Origin of the sequence: Histidinibacterium lentulum (assembly GCF_003789055.1) — a bacterium.
In the GTDB taxonomy this organism is placed as follows: Bacteria; Pseudomonadota; Alphaproteobacteria; order Rhodobacterales; family Rhodobacteraceae; genus Oceanicola; species Oceanicola lentulus.
In genome coordinates, this window is record NZ_ML119082.1 from 233,032 (window position 1) to 249,559 (window position 16,528).

Consider the following 16,528-nt stretch of genomic DNA (forward strand, 5'->3'; position numbering starts at 1 on the left):
GGCCCGCCCCCAAGCTTCGCTCAGAGCGCCGCGTCGAGTTCCTCGCCGGCGATCGTCACCAGATTGTCGACCGTGTCTTCCTGCAGAAGGATGCCCTGCACCATGTTGGTGAAGACCGACTGCAGCGACTTGAAGTCCTCCACCAGCGGCTCCGGGCCGCCGGCCTCGATGCCTGCGACGAAGACCTGCCAGAACTCGTCGCCCTCGTAGAAGGGCGCGTCGAAGCCCAGCGCGGCATAGTCGAAGATCGGCGTCAGCCCCCAGGTCAGGTCGAGGTCGTACTGCGCCTCGCCAGAGGCCAGCGCCCGGGCCAGCTCGTGTGCAAGCTCCTCGTGGCCGGAGCCGGAGAAGACGACGAGGCTGTCGGTGATCAGGATCGTGCCGCTGTCGCCGTTCGGACCCGCGGGCACGGGGGCGACAAGCTGGGTGATGTCCTCGTTGTGCTGCCCGCGGCCCCAGGGGCCCTGGACATACATGCCGATCTGACCGTCATTGAAGAGGTCGCGCAGCTGGTCGCGCTCCCAGGCGGTCGGGCCCTCCTGCGCCACCTCGGCCAGACGGCCGTAGAACTCCAGCGTCTGCCGCGTGGCCTCGCTGTCGAGCATGTTCTCGCCGGTCTCGGTGTCGATGACGACGCCGCCGTTCGAGTAGAGGTAGTTCAGGAACTGGTGCATCGTGTTGTCGAAGTCTTTGCCGGCCAACCCGATGCCTGCCGCGTCGGTGTTGTCGTCGATCATCTTCGCCATCTCGTACATCTCGTCCCAGGTGCCGGGCGCGGTGCACTCGCCGCCCGCTTCCTCCACGAGGTCGCAATTGATGTAGAGCGCCTTCGTCGAGAAGGCGTGCGGATAGCCCCAGCGCGTGCCCTCGATGGTCACGGTGTCGAGAACGCCGGGCCAGTAGGCGCCTTCCAGCTCCTCGGGGATCTCGGCGGGCACGATCAGCCCGTTGTTGGCAAGCTGGCGCAGGGTGCGGCTGCCCATGTAGGCGATGGACGGCGGATCGCCCGCGGCCGCGAGCGTCAGCGACTTGTCCTGGCAGGTGCCCCACGGCACGGCTTCCATGTTGACGGTGACGCCCTCGCGCTCGGCCACGAAGGCGTCGATCACCGCCTGGTCGGCCTCGCGCACCTCGCCGCCGCACATGATGAAATGGATCTCGGTCTCCTGGGCCAGGGCCGGCAGCGCCGTGCCCCCCAGAAGGATCGCCCCGATCCCCAGCGTCTTAAGTCCGTTCATCGCTTTAGCTCCCTGTTGGTGGACTGGTTATTCCTTGACCGCGCCCGCGGTCAGACCCGCGACGAGGTATTTCTGCAGAAAGAGGAAGATGATCATCACCGGCAGCACGCCCGTGAGGGATGCGGCCATCATCTCGTTCCAGGTCACGTCCTGATAGCCGATGAACTCGAAGAGCCCCGCCGGCAGCGGCTGGTATTCCCGCACCTGGTTGAAGGTGATGGCGAAAAGGAACTGCTGGGCATAGGCGCCGATGAACACGGCGACGCCCACCACGATCAGCCCTGGCACCGCGAGCGGCAGCACGACCCGCCGCAGCGTATAAAGGCGGCTGGCGCCGTCCACATACGCGGCCTCCTCGAGCTCGCGCGGGATCTTCTCGAGGTAGGAGCGCAGCAGCCAGATGCCCGTCGGGATCAGGAAGGCCACGCCCGGCACGATCATCGCCCAGTAGGTGTTCAGAAGCCCGAGCGTGCGAAGCACCCTGTAAAGGGGGATGAGCAGGACCGCCCCGGTGAACATGTTCACGCCCAGAAACAGGCCGAGGCTCAGCGACTTGAACGGAAACTGGAGCCGCGCATAGGCATAGGCCGCCGGGATCACGAAGATCATCGTCAGAGCCGTGACCATTCCGGCGATGTAGACCGAGTTGAGGATGTAGCGCCCCAGGAGCGGCACCGTCTCCCACATCCGGCTGTAGGCGCCGAAATTGAACTCCTCGCTCCAGAACCGGTAGGGCGTGGAGCGCAGATGATCGAGCGGCCTGAGGCTGACCATGAACATCTCGACGAAGGGCAGAAGGATGAAGGTCAGGAAGACGGCCATCGCGGCGTAGATGCCGACGAGCTGCCACGGGGTATAGCGATCCATCATTCCTTGCCGCTCCCGTAATGGCGGTTCACCTTGTTGAGGAAGAAGAGGTAGATCAGGCTGAAGAGCGCCAGGAGGATCACGATCACCACCGCCCGCGCCGCGCCCTCGCCGAACTTGAAGTTGGCGATGGCGACCTTGTAGGTGTCGATGATCAGCGTCGTGGTGGCGCCGCGCGGGCCGCCCTCGGTGAGGATCCAGATGATCTCGAAGCTGTTGAAGGTCCAGATCGCGGATAGCAGCGCCATGGAGACGATCACCGGCATGATCTGCGGGATGGTGATGCGGCGGAACCGGTACCAGCGTCCCGCCCCGTCGACCCAGGCCGCCTCGTAGAGGTCCTTCGGCACGCCCTGCATGGCGGCGAGGAAGAACAGCGTCACCATGGGCGTTCCCACCCAGACGTCGGCGACGATGGCGGAATAGAAGGCCGAGTTCCGGTAGGCGAGGAATTCGAACGGCCCGTCCAGCAGCCCGATTTGCTGCGCCACGCCCGACAGCAGGCCGAAATGCCCGTTGTAGAGCCAGAGCCAGCCGATCATCCCGATGGCGATCGGGATCACCCAGGGCGGCATCACGAGGATGCGGAACAGCGCCCGCCCCGGCACGGCAGCATTGAGCAACGTGGCGCCCGCAAGGCCGAGGATCAGCTTCAGCGACACCGAAAGCACCATCCAGAAGAAGGTCCGCCCCACAGTCTCGGCAAAGCGGCTGCTCTCCCAGAGGTCGCGGTAGTTCTCGAGCCCGACATAGCTTTCGCCGCCCAGGTTGGCGTCGGTGAGCGACAGGCGGAACGTCTCCACCAGTGGCCAGGCGACGATCACTCCGATGAAGATCATCGCCGGCGCGATCAGCGCCCAGGCGAACCAGCTTTCCGGCAGCCGCACCGCCCGCCGGGGCACGGCCCGGGGCGCGGCGTCGCTGGCGCGGTCTGCGATGTCGGCCATGGCGGTCTCCCGGGCGATGCGAATCCCTGCTTCCGAAGACGATACCAACGTCGCGCAAAAAAGCTACCAAAATAATACCACTTTAATGGTATCCGCATTTATCATTCGAAAACAGTGTATTGGTCGCGCCAACAAAGGTAGAGCTTGCACGGAACGTCGGGATTGGTATGATACCTCAAGACCAGTGGGCCTGGGCCATTGAACGCGGAGGAGAGCGATGGACGGATCGGACGCGGCAGCCCTGTTCGATCCCGCGAACTGGTACCGCGAGGGTCAGGGCCCCCGCTATCGCCAGCTTCACGCCTACCTCACCGAGGCGATCCGCGACGGCCGGCTGCCCGTGGGCAGCCAGCTCCCCCCGGAACGCGACCTCGCCGAATTCGCCGATGTCAGCCGGGTGACGGTGCGCCGTGCCGTCTCGCAGCTCGCCATGGACGGGCTGATCGACCAGCGCCGAGGATCGGGCAGCTATGTGCGCCCCGGCGCGCCGAGGCTCGAACAATCGCTCTCGCGGCTGATGTCCTTCACCGAGCTGATGCAGGCCCGCGGCATGTCCTCCACGAGTCGCATCCTAGCCCGAGGCCTCTTTGCGCCACTTCCGGCAGAGACCATGGCGCTGGGCCTCGGCACCGGCGAGATGGTGGCCCGGGTCGAGCGCCTGCGCTCGGCGGACGGGGTGCCCATGGCGCTCGAACGGTCCTGCCTGCCGCCCGACGTGCTGCCCGATCCGGACGCGGTGGAGGTGTCGCTCTATGCGGTGCTGCGCGCCCGCGGCCTTGCGCCCACCCGGGCGATCCAGCGCGTCTCGGCGGTTAACATCACCCCCCGCGAGGCCGAGATCATGGCGCTGGCCGAGGGCACCGCGGCGCTGCAGATCGACCGCACCGCCTATCTCGCCTCGGGCCGCCCGGTGGAATTCACGCGCGGCGTCTACCGCTCTGACATCTACGATTTCGTCACCGAGCTGCGGCTGGACAGCTGAGGGATGGAACGCCTGTCGCCGGTCCCGGCATGGCGGGTTGGAACCCCGCCCTACCCGGATACCGAACCCGGGCGATCGCCGTAGGGGGGTTCGCCCCGCCTGCCACAGACGACAGGACGCCACGCACGGCCCCCGCTGAACCACCCATCAGGAAGGCTCGCCCATGAAGCTCGACGCCCACATCGACGGCCCCGACATCGCCGTCACCCTGACTGCCGACCGGCCGCTCTCCGCCCCGGTTCTCTGCTTTTCCCTCATGGCCCCGGCGGAGGTCGTCACCGGCGGCACGCTCGCCCACGCCTGCGCCGGATATTGCGAGGTTGCCCTGCCCGACCTCGCCCCCGGCATGCCCCATGCCCTGCGCCTGAGACATGTCGCGGGCTTCCAACCCGCCAACCGCGCCTGGCTGCCCCTCGGCGCCCACCTGCGCGCGGGCGGCGAGACGATCCCGCTCCCGGCCCTGCCCTCCGGCCGCCGCCCCGCCCCGCTCATGGACGGCCCGGCGGCGGAGCTGCGGATCGTCCCGCCGGTGGCCGGCTTCGCCCCCACGGGCGAGACCGCCGTCGCCACCGCCTTTCACGCCGACCCCAAAGCCTTTGCCCCCGTGGAGGCGCTGGCGCGGCGCACCGGCCTCGGCCCCTTCCTCGACCCGGCGGGCCTGCCCCTGCGCGTCGCCGTCGACGGTCAGGTCGGCCCCGAGGCCTATCTCCTCGACATCGCCCCGGACGGCGTCGTCCTGACCGCGAGCTCCCGCACCGGGCGCTTCTACGGTGCGGTCACCCTCCTGACCCTCCGCCATACGCACGCGGGCCGACTGCCCTGTGGCCGGATCGAGGACGCCCCCCGCTTCGCCTGGCGCGGCCAGCATCTCGACTGCGCGCGGCATTTCTTCGAGCCCGACACCATCGCCCGCCTGATGGACCTGATGGCCCTGCTGAAGCTCAACCGCTTTCACTGGCATTTCGCCGATGACGAGGCCTTCCGGCTGGAGATCGAGAGCCTGCCGGAGCTCTGGCAAAGGACCGCCTTCCGCGGCGCGGGCGAGCTGGTGCCCGGCGTCTTCGGCGGCGGTATCCGGGCGGGCGGCAGCTATTCGCTCGACGACGCGCGAACCCTCATCGCCCACGGGGAGGCGCTCGAGATCGGCATCCTGCCCGAGATCGAGGCCCCCGCCCATGCCTTCACCCTCGCCAAGGTCTTCCCGGAGACGCGCGATCCGGGGGATAAAGGCACCGAGGCCAGCGTGCAGGGCTATCCCGAGAATGTCCTCAACCCTGCCATGCCCGAAACCTGGCGCGTTCTCGAGGCGATGGCGCAGGAGGTGGCGCAGCTTTTCCCGCTGGGACTGCTGCATCTCGGCTGCGACGAACTGCCCGAGGGCGCCTGGGAGGGCTCCCCCGCCGCCGACGCGCTGAAGGCGCGGGAGAACCTCGTCACCCGCGACGACCTGCAGGGCTGGACCATGCACCGGCTCGCCGGAGCCATCGCCCCCGTCCGCCCCGCCGCCTGGGAAGAGGCCGCGCGGGGCCGCAACGGCGGCATCGGGCATGACGCCCTCCTCTTCTCCTGGTCCGGTCAGGGACCCGGCATCGAGGCCGCGCGGGCGGGCTACGACGTCGTGATGTGCCCCGCCCAGCACGTCTATCTCGACATGGCCCACAGCGCCGACCCGGACGACTGGGGCGCCTCCTGGGCCGCCGTCTTGCCGCTCGAGGAGACGCTGACGTGGTCGCCCGTCCCCGCCGACGCCCCGGACATCGCCCCCCGCGTGGTCGGCGTCGAGGGCACGTTCTGGAGCGAATTCACCACCCGCGACAAGGAGATGGAGGCCATGGTCGCGCCCCGGATCCTCGGCGTCGCGACCAAGGCCTGGGACCGCACCGACCGTCTGACAGGGCCGGAGCTGCACGCGCTCGCGCGGGCCTACCTGCCGATCCTCGACGCCATGGGCTGGGAGAGCGGCTACCGCTGAAGCCGCGCGGCGAGCGGCTTCAGCAGCAGCGGCGCCACCGCCACCAGCACCGCGATCCGCACGATGTGGTGGGCCGTGACATAGGCCACGTCGGCCCCCATCGCGAGCGCCACGAGCCCCATCTCGGTCAGCCCGCCCGGCGCGAAGGCGAGCACCACCTGCGCGACCGGCTGGCCGATCAATTCGGCAAAGGCAAAGGCCACCGCGATGCACAGCGCCAGCGCCACGCTCGTCGCCCCGACGCTCAGCGCCAGCGCCCGGAGCACCAGGTCCCGCCCGGCGCCCAGGAAACGGCAGCCCATGATCGTGCCGAGAAACACTTGCGCCGCTGCCACCAGCCAGCCCGGGGGCGCGCCGTCCGTCCAGCCGACGAGGTGAACGGCGGCGCTCAGCAGCATCGGCCCCAGCAGCGTCGGCGCGGGCAGCTTCAGCCGCGGGCCCAGCCAGACCCCCGCCACCCCGCTCATGCAGAGCAGGACGACGTCCCCGGGGCCCAGCGCCATGCCCTCGGCAAAGGCACCGCCCGACACGTCGAGCCCGAGGCCCCAGCGGAACACCAGCGCGATCACCGCCACCGTGATCACGATGCGCGCGGCATGGGTGAGCACGATACGCCGCCCGTCGCCGCCCATGTCCTCGCCCAGCATCATCATCTCCACCATGCCGCCCGGCATGGCCGAGAAGAACGCGGTGACGGTGTCCATGCGTCCCACACGGATGTAGAACGGCACCAGAACCGCCGCGGCCACCGCCACATAGCCCAGCAGGATCGCCAGCGAGAGCGCCCAGCCCGCGATGTCGCCCAGAAGGTCCGGACTGAAGGCCGCGCCCAGCATCACGCCGATCACCGCCGTCACCAGCGTCCGCGCGCCGGCGGGCGGCTTCAGCCCCGCTCCCGCCAGCACCGCCGCCAGCGTGGCGAGCATCGAGCCCAGCATCCACGGCAGCGGCAGGTCCAGCGCCCAGCAGAGCGTGCCCCCCGCGGCCCCCAGTGCCAGCGTCGCCGCGATGCGGGCGGCCTCGACGGCGGGAAACGGGGCGGAGGAGGCGGGCATGTCGCCCCCGTTACGACCCCGCCCTGCCGGGCGCAAGCACCGGCCCTTCCCCTTGGCCTGCCTTCCCGCTATCCCGGCCCCGATCCCGAAGGAGGCCCCGACGATGCCCATGGAAAAGACCTTCGACGCGAGCGAAGCCGAACCGCGCCTCTACGCCGCCTGGGAAGAGGCCGGCTGCTTCCGCGCCGGCGCAGGAAAACGCCGCGACGAGAGCTTCTGCATCATGATCCCGCCGCCCAACGTGACGGGCGCGCTTCATGTGGGCCACGCCTTCAACAACACGCTCCAGGACATCCTCGTCCGCTGGCACCGGATGCGCGGGTTCGACACGCTCTGGCAGCCGGGGCAGGACCACGCGGGCATCGCCACCCAGCTTCAGGTCGAGAAGAAGCTGAAGGCCGAGGAGGGCAAGCGCCGCACCGACCTCACCCGGGAGGAGTTCATCGCCCGCGTCTGGGACTGGAAGGGCGCCTCCGGCTCGACCATCATCAACCAGCTGAAACGGCTGGGCTCCTCCTGCGACTGGTCGCGCAACGCCTTCACCATGGCCGGCGCGCCGGGAGACCCGCGCACCGGCCACGAGAACTCGCCCGATTTCCACGACGCTGTCATCCGCACCTTCGTCGAGATGTACGAAAAGGGCCTGATCTACCGCGGCAAGCGGCTGGTGAACTGGGACCCCCATTTCGAGACCGCGATCTCCGACCTCGAGGTCGAGAACCGCGAGACGCCCGGCCACATGTGGCACTTCAAGTATCCCCTCGCCGGCGGCGAGACCTACACCTACGTCGAGAAGGACGCGGACGGCACGATCATCCTCGAAGAGGAGCGCGACTACATCGCCATCGCCACGACCCGGCCCGAGACGATGCTGGGCGACGGCGCCGTCGCGGTTCATCCGTCCGATGATCGCTATGCCCCGATCGTCGGGAAGCTCTGCGAGATCCCCGTGGGCCCCAGGGCGCACCGCCGCCTGATCCCGATCATCACCGACCCCTACCCCGACCCGGCCTTCGGCTCCGGCGCGGTGAAGATCACCGGCGCGCACGACTTCAACGACTACGCGGTCGCGCAGCGCGCGGGCATCCCGATGTACCGCCTGATGGACACCGCGGGCCGGATGCGGGACGACGGTCTGTCCTACGAGGACGCCGCCCACCGCGCCCAGTCCATCGCGGCTGGCTCTGCCTTCACCATCGAGGAGGTCGATACCTTCAACCTCGTTCCCGAGCACCTGCGCGGCCTCGACCGGTTCGAGGCCCGGGCGAAGGTGGTCGAGGAGATCACCGCCGAGGGCCTCGCGGTGATGACGCAGCCCGACGACCCCCGCCTCGGCACGGCGGCGCGGAAACCCGCCGAGCCCGAGGAAGGCGCCGAGGAGCGCGCCCTCGTGCCGCTCGTCGAGGCCAAGCCCATCATGCAGCCCTTCGGCGACCGCTCCCAGGTGGTGATCGAGCCGATGCTCACCGACCAGTGGTTCGTCGATGCCGAGAAGATCGTGGGCGCGGCACTCGACGCCGTCCGCGACGGGCGCACGAGAATCCTGCCCGAAAGCGGCGAGAAGACCTATTACCACTGGCTCGAGAACATCGAGCCCTGGTGCATCTCGCGCCAGCTCTGGTGGGGGCACCAGATCCCCGTGTGGTACGGTCTCGACCTCGGCGCGCCCGGCTTCCGCGACGACGAGGGCGATGGGCGGCTCGACGATGTGGAACTGATGCGCCTGCTGGGCGAGGGCGGGATGCTGCACCTGGGCGACGTCCATCGCTGCGCCGCCGATTTCGAGGGGGTGCGCGAGGGCTTCTTCGACGAGATCGCCGACCTTCCCACGCCGCTCAACCACGCCCGCGTGGTCGAGGTCGCGGACAAGCAGGAGGCGATGGAGGCGCTGGCCGCCAGCCTCGCCGCCTACAACCTCTCGGAGGACCCGACAGAGCTGGTCTACCCGGTCTGGCGCGACGCGGACGTGCTCGACACCTGGTTCTCCTCCGGCCTCTGGCCCGTGGGCACCCTCGGCTGGCCCGAGGAGACCGAGGAACTGGCCCGCTACTTCCCCACGAGCGTGCTGGTCACCGGCTTCGACATCCTGTTCTTCTGGGTCGCCCGGATGATGATGATGCAGCTTGCCGTGGTCGGTCAGGTGCCCTTCCACACCGTCTATCTTCACCAGCTCGTCCGCGACGAGAAGGGCCAGAAGATGTCGAAGACGAAGGGCAACGTCATCGACCCGCTGGAGATCGTCGACACCTACGGCGCCGACGCCCTGCGCTTCGCCAACGCCTCCATGGCGGCCCTGGGCGGCGTGCTGAAACTTTCCGAGGACCGGATCAAGGGCACGCGCAACTTCGGCACCAAGCTCTGGAACGCCTGCCGCTTCGCCGAAATGAACGGCGTGTTCGAAAACCACAAGCAAGGCGCCGGAATCCCGGCAAATCCCGCCGCCCCGGTCAACAGATGGATACTGGGCGAAACCGCCCGCACCCGCGAGGCGGTCGATGCGGCGCTCTCGGGCTACCGGTTCAACGAGGCCGCGCAGGTGCTCTACGGCTTTGTCTGGAACAAGGTCTGCGACTGGTACTTGGAATTCTCCAAACCGCTCCTGATGGACGGCACCGAGGCCGAGAAGGCCGAGACCCGCGCCACCATGGCCTGGGTGCTCGACCAGTGCCTGATCCTGCTGCACCCGATCATGCCCTTCGTGACCGAGGAACTCTGGCAGAAACTGGGGCAACGGGACGGCTTTCTCGCCCTCGCCCCCTGGCCCGAATACGATGCAGCAGGCCTCGCCGACGCGAAGGCCGATGCCGAGATGGGCTGGGTCATCGGGCTGATCGAGGACATCCGCTCGGCGCGCGCGCAGGTCAACGTGCCCGTCGGCCTCTACGTGCCGCTGGTGCAGACCTCCGCCGACGCCGCCGCCCGCGCCGCGTGGTCCGCCAACGAGACGCTCATCAAGCGCCTCGCGCGGATCGACAGCCTCACCGAAGGCGCCGAGACGCCCAAGGGGGCCATCTCCATCGCCGCCCCCGGCGCCAGCTTCGCCCTGCCGCTCGCCGACATCATCGACGTGGCGGCCGAAAAGACCCGGCTGGAGAAAAGCCATGCCAAGCTGCAAAAGGAGATCGGGGGCCTGAAAGGCCGGCTCGACAACCCGAGATTCGCGGAAAGCGCCCCCGAGGAGGTGGTCGAGGAGGCCCGGACGAACCTCGCCCTGCGCGAGGAGGAAGCGGCCAAGATCGAGGCGGCGCTCATGCGCCTGAAGGAACTGGCCTGATCCTCATCTGGCCACAAATACTCCCTGCCGCGGCCCGCCCCGGGCGCGCGGCAGGAGAAGGTGACCATGTCGACAGCCCTCGCCCGCATCGCCCAGCGCCTGATCGACGCCTTTCAGGAGGAGGGCAAGCTCGATCACCTCAAGGGCGCGGGACAGCCCCTCCCCGCGCGGTCGACCAACCCCAATCTCGACGCCGCGACCGAGATCGGTCATCGCGTGATGGCGGAGAATGGCGCCGTCCCGCCGGAGGTCGCCATGCGCAAGGCCCTGTCGGAGGCCCGCGCGGCCTTCAAGGCCGCCGGAACCGACGACGAGAAGCGCGCGGCGATGGGACGGATCGCGGACCTCGAACTCCGGATCAACATGGCCGCGGAATTCAGGATGCGCCGCCGCTAGCGGCAGTCGCGCGCCGCGCCTATGTTGCAGCCATGTCCAGATCGCTCCGTTCCCTGACCGAAGCCCAGATCCGCAAGGCGGAGGCCGAGGGACAGCTCTCGGGCCTCGAGGGCGAGGGCCGGCCCCTGCCGGACCGCTCGGGCGAGGCCTTCCTCGACGAAGGCACCCGCGTCGCCCACCGGATCATGGCCGAGGCCGGCGTGCGCCCGCAGGAATTCGACCTCAAGGAAAAGCTCTCCGCCGCCCGTCGTGCCCATGCCGCCGCCCGGACGGAGGACGCGCGCCGGGAGGCGATGGCCGCGATCGCCAAGGCCGAGATGGCCTATGCCATGGCCGTAGAGGCCCGCCGCCGCTTCATGCGCTGAGCGTGTGGCGTATGCCGGATGGGTCGCCCTGACCCCTTTCCGGACATCAGCCCGCCCGCACCGCCGGGCGGCTGCGCTCGGCCAGGACCTTGTGGAATTCCTCCAGCACCTGCGCCTCGCCATAGCCGCGCGCGAGGCGCCGCAGGCCGAAATGGACGTGGGCCATCTCGACGTAATAGTCGATGAAGGCATAGTTGGTCCCAGCCCCCGCCGCCGCCCCGATGAGCGGCACCGCCCCCGCCGCGAGCTTCTGGCCCAGCACAGCGGCGAAGCGCGGCGCCACGGCGGCGATGAGCCGGTGTACCGCCGGCCCCGTCAGCGACAGCCGCGCACCGAGAAAGGACGTGTCGATCCCGTCGTCCTCTTCCCCCGGCCCGCCCGAGCCGAAGACGCGCAGGCATTCCAGCCGCGTCTCCACGCTCCTCGGGTCCTCGCCGTTCTGCGCCGCGACGCCCTGCACGGCGCGGAAGATCACCGTGGTCGCCACCGGCAGTTCCGCCAGCGCAGTAGGGAGGCCCCCAAGGCCGCCCAGCGCGCCCGATAGCGCGGCAAAGGCCTTGTTCGCCCGGTCCCCCTCCCAGCGCCCGCCGGTACCAGAGGCCACCTCGTAGGACCGCTCGAGCGCTGTGCGGGCAACCTCGTTGATCCGCCCGCGCGCGCCCTTGGGAAGCCGCTTCATCGCGTCCTCCACCTGACCGCCGGCAAAGGTGATGACCTGCATCAGCAGCCCGCGGGCGCGGCGCTGCCGGTCCACGAGCGCGGCGATCTCGGCGCGCGCGGCCTCGTCGAGCGGCACCGGCGGCGGCTCGGGATTGATCTCGCGGAGGGGATTCGGCTCGTCCATGGAAGAAGAAATGGGGAGCCCCGCCCCCCTGGTCAATCCACCGCACGCGTCACGGCGCCCGAAACACCCATCCAGGCACCGGGCCGCAGCGCCAGCCCCAGGACCCGCTCGGGATTGGTGGGCGGCGGCATCTCCACCTCCTCGAGCCGCCGGAAGCCGAACCGCCCGTAATAGGGCGCATCCCCCACCAGCATGAGCCGCGCCTCCCCCGCCTGGGCCGCGCGTTCCACCACGGAGCGAATGAGAAAGGCGCCCAGCCCCTCGCCCTGCCGGGTCGGATGCACCGCGATCGGCCCCACCAGCAGCGCCCGCGCCGCGCCCACCTTCACCGGCCAGACCCGGATCGCGCCGCCCAGCGCGCCGTCCTCGTCGCGCCACAGAAGGCAGAGCCGGCCCTCCGGCGGCACGCCCTCGCGCAGCCGGTAGGAGGAGAGCGCGGTGCGGCCGGGCGCGAAGCAGAGGTCGTAGAGCGCCTCCACCTCCCACCAGTCCTCCGCCCGCTCCTCCGATATGCCCATCGTCCGCCCCGCCGCCGTGCTGGCGGCGCGCCTAGCATGGGGCTAGGTCGGGGGCAAACCGGAGGAATCGCGATGTTCTACCGCCCAGAGGATGGCCACGGCCTGCCGCGCAACCCGTTCAACGCCATCGTCACGCCCCGCCCCATCGGCTGGATCTCCACCCGCGGCGCCGACGGGCGCGACAACCTCGCGCCCTACAGCTTCTTCAACGCGGTGGCCTACACGCCGCCCATGGTGATGTTCGCCTCCACCTCCGCCAAGGAGGACCGCGACGATACCAAGGACAGCGCCGCCAACATCCGCGACACCGGCGTCTTTGCCGTCAACATCGTCAGCTACGCCCTGCGCGACGCGATGAACGCCAGCTCCGCCGGCCTGCCCCGCGAGGCGGACGAATTCGCCCACGCGGGCCTTGCCAAGGCGCAATGCCGGACCGTCGACTGCCCCTTCGTCGCCGAGGCCCCCGCCGTGCTCGAATGCCGCCTGGTGGAGCAGGTCCGTCTGCCCGGAGAGGCCAACCTCGTCAGTTTCGGCGAGGTCACCGGCGTGCATATCCGCGACGAATTCCTGAAGGACGGCCGGCTCGACCTGACTCTCTACCAGCCGCTCACCCGCCTCGGGTACCAGGATTACAGCCGCATCACCGAGCTCTTCCCGCTCAGGCGGCCGGACTGACGGCGCGGCTTCCCATGGGCGATGCTATCGCATAGGTTGTGCCCGACACGGCCAGGGGACAGGACACATGGGCAGGATCGGGGTCATCGGCGGATCGGGGGTCTACGACATCGACGGGCTCGAGGAGGCGGCCTGGCACCCCGTGGACACACCGTGGGGGGCACCCTCGGACGAGGTCCTGACCGGGCGCTTCGGCGAGACGGAGCTCGCCTTCCTGCCCCGCCACGGGCGCGGGCACGTCCATTCCCCCACCGAGGTGCCCTATCGCGCGAATATCGACGCGCTGAAGCGGCTCGGCTGCACGGAGGTCGTCTCCGTCTCGGCCTGCGGATCATTCCGCGAGGAGATGGCGCCGGGCCATTTCGTGATCGTCTCGGATTTCATCGACCGCACCTTCGCGCGGGCCAAATCCTTCTTCGGAACGGGCTGCGTCGCCCATGTCTCGGTCGCGCATCCCGTCTGCGCGCGCCTCGGCGACCGGCTGGAGGCGGCGGCGCGGGAGGCCGGCGTGACCTGCCACCGTGGCGGGACGTACCTCGCCATGGAGGGGCCGCAGTTCTCCTCGGTGGCCGAAAGCCGGATGTACCGCGACCACTGGGGCGCCGACGTGATCGGCATGACGAACATGCCCGAGGCGAAACTCGCCCGCGAGGCGGAGCTCTGCTACGCCTCCGTCGCCATGGTCACCGATTACGACAGCTGGCACCCGGACCACGACACTGTGCAGATCAGCGACATCATCGCCACGCTGAAGGCCAATTCGCAGAACGCCCGCGCGCTGATCGGGCGGCTCGCAGCCTCTGGAGCGGCGTCCGGTCCCTGCCCCCACGGCTGCGACCGGGCGCTCGACCACGCCATCCTCACCGCGCCCGACCGGCGGGACCCGGCCGTTCTGGCCAGGCTCGACGCGGTGGCGGGGAGGGTCCTGTAGGCCGGGCCGTAGGCCGGGCTTGAAGCCCGGCAGATCCCGTGACCCCAATCAATCGTCCCCGGTGCCGGTCCATAAGCCCGGCCTTCACCCGCGTCACCGCCCCCCCTCCGTAGGGCGGGCGTATGACCCGGCTGACCCGGCAAACCCCATCCATCGTTCTCGGGGCCGGACACAAGCCCGGCCGATACCCGCGTCAACGAACCGCCGCCGCAGGCCCGGCACATCCCGCGGAAGGCCCCGCCTCACTCCTGTCCGTGCTCGGCGAGGAACGCCCGGATGAACCGGCGCACCTCGCGCGCGGCGGAGGTGTCGAGGTCCTTGCAGAGCGAAATGAAGGCGTCGCGCTCTTCCTTGTCGAGCCTCAGGATCAGCTGGCTGTCCTTCTTCGACTTCTTCCTGTCGTCCTTCTTGCCCACGCCATAGTCCCGCTGTCGCCCCGGTGCTCTTGCCTTTGGCATAGCAAATGTATATACATGCACTATACCGATGATCGACGCAGGCTTACCCCTCCGACAGAAGAAAGGGAACAGGAAATGGGACTTCACACGGCACGGACGCTGTTCACCGAAGACCGGCTCGACTGGAACCGGCCCCACCTCCGCTGGCTTCCGGCACGGCTCTACCGCCTCGCCCGGGAGGCCGTGCGCCCCCGGCGCTGAGGACGGTCGCTGACGGAACAGGCAGGGAGCACGGCCAGACGCCCCGCCCCTCCTGCCCGCCGCAGTCGGCGCTTGCATGGCCCGTCGCGGCGCGCAGAATGGCGCGCGACCCGACCGGAGACCGGCCATGCCAGACACCCGAGCCGCCAAGGCGCTCAAGGATTACATCCGCACCATTCCGGACTTCCCGAAGCCGGGGATCCAGTTCCGCGACGTGACGACGCTCTTCGCGGACCCGCGGGGGCTCCGGCTCGCCGTGGACCTGATGCTGCATCCCTATGCCGGCACGCGCATCGACAAGGTGGCCGGGCTCGAGGCGCGCGGCTTCGTGCTCGGCGGGGCGGTGGCCCATCAGCTCGGCCGCGGCTTCGTGCCGATCCGCAAGGCGGGCAAGCTGCCCGGCGCGGTGCTGAGCGAACGCTACACGCTCGAATACGGCGAGGCGGTGGTCGAAGTGCACGACGACGCCCTCCAGCCCGGGGAACGCGTCCTTCTGGTGGATGACCTTCTGGCCACCGGCGGCACGGCCGAGGCGGGCGTGCGCCTGATCGAACGGCTCGGCGCCGAGGTTGCAAGCTGCGTCTTCGTCATCGACCTGCCGGCTCTCGGCGGCCGGGCGCGGCTGGAGGCCATGGGCCTCGACGTGGTGACCCTCTGCGAATTCGAGGGCGACTGACCGCGCCGGCCTATCCGCCGGGCACGTCGCTGCCCAGCATCAGGTCCAGCGCCTTCAGGCGCGGCGCCTGCTCTGCAATGGTCTTGATCACCAGCAGGACCGGCACCGCGAGAAAGGCGCCGATCGCTCCCCAGAGCCAGACCCAGGTGATCACCGTCAGGAAGACGGCGACGGTGTTGATCGCCAGCCTCCGGCCCACGAGCATCGGTGTCACGAAATTGCCCTCGATCGAGGTGAGCACGAGATAGACCGCCGGACACAGCAGCGCGTAGCCCACCGTGTCGAAGGTCACGAGCGCCACCACGCCCACCCCCGCGGCGCCGACCACCGCGCCGATGAAGGGCAGGAAGTTCAGCAGAAAGGCCGCGAGCCCCCAGACCGCGGGATCCGGCAGTCCCAGAAGCCACATGGCGAGCCCGATGGCGACGCCCAGACCCGCGTTGATGACGGTGATCGCGCCCAGGTACCGCGAGATCCGCCCTTCCACGTCATGGATCAGCGCCAGCGCGTCCGGCCCCCGGTCCACCGGCTTCGTCGCCGCCACGAGCCGCCGCGACATGACCTCGCCCGAGGCCAGAAGGAAGGTCGCCAGAACCAGCGCCACGGCAAAGGCGCTCCCCGCCCCCGCCAGCGAGGACAGCGCCCATCCCATGACGCCCGCCTCCTCCAGCACGACGCGCTGCGCGTCGTCGTCGCCTTCGGTCATCGACTCGATCTCCTGGGAGGCCGCCCGCGCCTCCTCGACCTGCGCCAGCACGTCCCGCAGCTTCCAGCGCAGTTCCGCGCTGATCACGGGCGCCCGCTGCACGAGGTCCGACACCGGCCCGCTCGCCGCATAGGCCCCCGCCACCGTGCCGCCCGCCACCACGAGGATCATCAGCGGCCCGCCCAGGGCATCGGGCACGCCGCGCCGCGCCAGCCACCGGGTCGCCGGCCGCAGCACCAGCGCCAGCAGCACTGCCAGAACGACGGGCAGCAGCAGCGCCCGCGCCACATAGATCGTGGCGAGGCAGGCGAGGAAGAAGAACCCCGTCAGGATCTTGCGAATGGCCCCCAGGTCGGCGCCCGGGTCGGGAGACTGTGTCATGCGCATGAACAAGCACCGATCCGCGCCTTGGTTCCGCCCCCC

The 16,528-nt window shown here is 69.6% G+C and carries 17 protein-coding genes; 9 read left to right on the forward strand and 8 right to left on the reverse strand.

The features are described 5' to 3' along the window. Positions 1 to 20: 20 nt before the first annotated feature. From EAT49_RS04130 to EAT49_RS04140, 3 genes are read right to left on the reverse strand one after another with little or no spacing between them, the layout of a single operon-like run. Complete coding sequence (locus EAT49_RS04130; RefSeq protein WP_123641025.1) at positions 21 to 1,238, reverse strand: ABC transporter substrate-binding protein; 1,218 nt, start codon at positions 1,236 to 1,238, stop codon at positions 21 to 23. 27 nt (positions 1,239 to 1,265) lie between these two features. Further along, the gene (locus tag EAT49_RS04135) at positions 1,266 to 2,108 is read right to left on the reverse strand and encodes a carbohydrate ABC transporter permease (protein WP_123641026.1); all 843 of its coding nucleotides are present in this window, start codon (positions 2,106 to 2,108) and stop codon (positions 1,266 to 1,268) included. Continuing rightward, the gene (locus EAT49_RS04140) at positions 2,105 to 3,052 is read right to left on the reverse strand and encodes a carbohydrate ABC transporter permease (RefSeq protein WP_123641027.1); all 948 of its coding nucleotides are present in this window, start codon (positions 3,050 to 3,052) and stop codon (positions 2,105 to 2,107) included. Before EAT49_RS04140 ends, EAT49_RS04135 begins: the two co-directional genes overlap by 4 nt. Positions 3,053 to 3,269: 217 nt before the next feature. On the opposite strand from EAT49_RS04140, the gene EAT49_RS04145 reads away from it, so the two are divergent. Both EAT49_RS04145 and EAT49_RS04150 read left to right on the forward strand, forming a co-directional pair. Next, complete coding sequence (locus EAT49_RS04145) at positions 3,270 to 4,034, forward strand: GntR family transcriptional regulator (RefSeq protein WP_123641028.1); 765 nt, start codon at positions 3,270 to 3,272, stop codon at positions 4,032 to 4,034. A 163-nt stretch (positions 4,035 to 4,197) separates the two neighbouring features. Next, positions 4,198 to 6,006 carry a beta-N-acetylhexosaminidase gene (locus EAT49_RS04150; RefSeq protein ID WP_123641029.1) on the forward strand — a complete coding sequence of 603 codons (1,809 nt, stop codon included), beginning with the start codon at positions 4,198 to 4,200 and terminating at the stop codon, positions 6,004 to 6,006. Here the strand turns inward: EAT49_RS04150 and EAT49_RS04155 are convergent. Beyond that, positions 5,997 to 7,061: an AbrB family transcriptional regulator gene (locus tag EAT49_RS04155; RefSeq protein ID WP_123641030.1), complete on the reverse strand. Its 1,065-nt coding sequence runs from the start codon at positions 7,059 to 7,061 to the stop codon at positions 5,997 to 5,999. The two genes, EAT49_RS04150 and EAT49_RS04155, sit on opposite strands and share 10 nt — an antisense overlap. A 103-nt stretch (positions 7,062 to 7,164) precedes the next feature. Between EAT49_RS04155 and EAT49_RS04160 the strand changes: the two genes are divergently transcribed. From EAT49_RS04160 to EAT49_RS04170, 3 genes are all read left to right on the forward strand, one after another. Further along, positions 7,165 to 10,335: a valine--tRNA ligase gene (locus tag EAT49_RS04160; RefSeq protein ID WP_123641031.1), complete on the forward strand. Its 3,171-nt coding sequence runs from the start codon at positions 7,165 to 7,167 to the stop codon at positions 10,333 to 10,335. A 66-nt stretch (positions 10,336 to 10,401) separates the two neighbouring features. After that, a complete protein-coding gene (locus EAT49_RS04165) occupies positions 10,402 to 10,731 on the forward strand; it encodes a DnaJ family domain-containing protein (RefSeq protein WP_123641032.1) in 330 nt (109 codons plus the stop codon). A gap of 32 nt (positions 10,732 to 10,763) precedes the next feature. Next, entirely contained in the window at positions 10,764 to 11,096 is a 333-nt protein-coding gene (locus EAT49_RS04170; protein ID WP_123641033.1) for a DnaJ family domain-containing protein, read from the forward strand. A gap of 46 nt (positions 11,097 to 11,142) precedes the next feature. Here the strand turns inward: EAT49_RS04170 and EAT49_RS04175 are convergent, their stop codons facing one another. Both EAT49_RS04175 and EAT49_RS04180 read right to left on the reverse strand, forming a co-directional pair. Then, positions 11,143 to 11,940 carry an EcsC family protein gene (locus EAT49_RS04175; RefSeq protein ID WP_123641034.1) on the reverse strand — a complete coding sequence of 266 codons (798 nt, stop codon included), beginning with the start codon at positions 11,938 to 11,940 and terminating at the stop codon, positions 11,143 to 11,145. A gap of 32 nt (positions 11,941 to 11,972) precedes the next feature. Beyond that, positions 11,973 to 12,458, reverse strand: coding sequence for a GNAT family N-acetyltransferase (locus EAT49_RS04180; protein ID WP_123641035.1), 486 nt, complete (start codon positions 12,456 to 12,458; stop codon positions 11,973 to 11,975). Positions 12,459 to 12,530: 72 nt separating this feature from the next. Between EAT49_RS04180 and EAT49_RS04185 the strand changes: the two genes are divergently transcribed. Together EAT49_RS04185 and EAT49_RS04190 are read left to right on the forward strand one after the other, a co-directional pair. Further along, positions 12,531 to 13,133 carry a flavin reductase family protein gene (locus EAT49_RS04185; protein ID WP_123641036.1) on the forward strand — a complete coding sequence of 201 codons (603 nt, stop codon included), beginning with the start codon at positions 12,531 to 12,533 and terminating at the stop codon, positions 13,131 to 13,133. Between the two features lie 67 nt (positions 13,134 to 13,200). Continuing rightward, a complete protein-coding gene (locus EAT49_RS04190; protein ID WP_123641037.1) occupies positions 13,201 to 14,064 on the forward strand; it encodes an S-methyl-5'-thioadenosine phosphorylase in 864 nt (287 codons plus the stop codon). Between the two features lie 242 nt (positions 14,065 to 14,306). Here the strand turns inward: EAT49_RS04190 and EAT49_RS21050 are convergent, their stop codons facing one another. Continuing rightward, complete coding sequence (locus EAT49_RS21050) at positions 14,307 to 14,480, reverse strand: hypothetical protein (RefSeq protein WP_185020634.1); 174 nt, start codon at positions 14,478 to 14,480, stop codon at positions 14,307 to 14,309. Between the two features lie 117 nt (positions 14,481 to 14,597). Between EAT49_RS21050 and EAT49_RS21695 the strand changes: the two genes are divergently transcribed. Next, on the forward strand, positions 14,598 to 14,723 hold the full coding sequence (locus EAT49_RS21695; protein ID WP_281274714.1) for a hypothetical protein: 126 nt from the start codon (positions 14,598 to 14,600) through the stop codon (positions 14,721 to 14,723). A gap of 127 nt (positions 14,724 to 14,850) precedes the next feature. Beyond that, positions 14,851 to 15,399 (forward strand): adenine phosphoribosyltransferase, encoded by a 549-nt coding sequence (locus EAT49_RS04200; RefSeq protein WP_123641039.1) that lies wholly within the window; start codon positions 14,851 to 14,853, stop codon positions 15,397 to 15,399. A gap of 10 nt (positions 15,400 to 15,409) precedes the next feature. Here the strand turns inward: EAT49_RS04200 and EAT49_RS04205 are convergent, their stop codons facing one another. Then, positions 15,410 to 16,492, reverse strand: coding sequence for an AI-2E family transporter (locus EAT49_RS04205; RefSeq protein ID WP_123641040.1), 1,083 nt, complete (start codon positions 16,490 to 16,492; stop codon positions 15,410 to 15,412). Between the last annotated feature and the right edge of the window lie 36 nt (positions 16,493 to 16,528).